The sequence below is a fragment of the Dietzia sp. B19 genome, from assembly GCF_014145155.1.
Taxonomy (GTDB): domain Bacteria; phylum Actinomycetota; class Actinomycetes; order Mycobacteriales; family Mycobacteriaceae; genus Dietzia; species Dietzia natronolimnaea.
Genome location: NZ_JAALED010000531.1, coordinates 1,334 through 2,434 on the forward strand (window position 1 = coordinate 1,334; position 1,101 = coordinate 2,434).

Annotated in this window: 1 protein-coding gene; it reads left to right on the forward strand. The window is 71.5% G+C overall.

The features are described from left to right. Positions 1-39 precede the first annotated feature (39 nt). A partial coding sequence (locus G6020_RS14515) for an SGNH/GDSL hydrolase family protein (protein ID WP_182611096.1) occupies positions 40-1,101 on the forward strand: 1,062 nt, incomplete at its 3' end.

The following is a 1,101-nucleotide window of genomic DNA, read 5'->3' on the forward strand; positions in this document are numbered from 1 at the left end:
CTCTGCCAGATGGACAAGCGTTCATGAGAGAGTGATCTCATGCACACCTCACGTCTCCGCCGCTGCGCGCGCCCGGCGATCACCGGCGCCGTGGCGGCCGCCGCAACAGTCCTGCTGAGCTCCCTCGTCTCCCCTGTCGTGGCCGGGTCGACCCCGGCGATCCCCGCCGCTCCCCCGTCCACCGGGTCCACGATCGAGCAGGCCAGCGGCTCCACGCAGACGCTGGGGCAGAACATCGCAGGTCAGATGAGTGGCGACGGCCTCGGCCCGTCCGTCTACGCCGGCACAGGAACCGGCCCGGCCCGTTATGTGGCGCTGGGCGATTCGTACGCTGCCGTCGGCCGGGTGGCACCGGGAGCCTGGGGTGCCGGGCCCGTCGCGTGCGTGCGGACCGACGACGCCTATCCGACAGTCGTGGCCCGTGAGCTCGGTGTGGGGACCTTCATCAACGCCAGCTGCGGCGGAGCCACCGCCGACGATTTCTGGGAGCCCGCGCGCAACGGAGCCCCGCCCCAGCTCGACGCCCTGGATACGCAGACAGACCTCGTCACACTGACCATCGGCGGCAACGACGTCGGGTTCGCGGCGGTGATCGTGGCCTGCGCCCTCCGGCCCAACACCGCCCCCGAGCTCCTGCCGATGGTGGACTCAGTGACCTCGCGACTCGCCGAGGGCTTCGACGCCACCGCCGGGTGCTCCGACGTGATCGACCGCCAGGCCACGCGGGCTCTCGAGGAGCTCGACGGGCGTATGGACTTGGTGTACGCCGAGATCGCCCGGCGCTCCCCCGACGCCCGCGTGGTGACCGTGGGCTACCTCTCCGCGATCCCGGACGACCAGACCCTGCTCGCCTCGCCCGACTGTGCCCCGTTCATCGCGATCTCCGAGGCCGAACGGGACAAGGTCCGCGGGTTCCAGGAGAGCATCAACCGGGTGGTCCGCGACGCAGCACAGCGCAACGGGGCGACCGTCGTGATCCCCGACGAGCCCGGGCACTCGATGTGTACGCCCCCGGAGACCCGATGGGTCGACTTCACCGGCCTGCAGACCGCCTCGGTGCCCGTGCATCCCACGTCCGCCGGGCACGCCCACGTGGCCGGT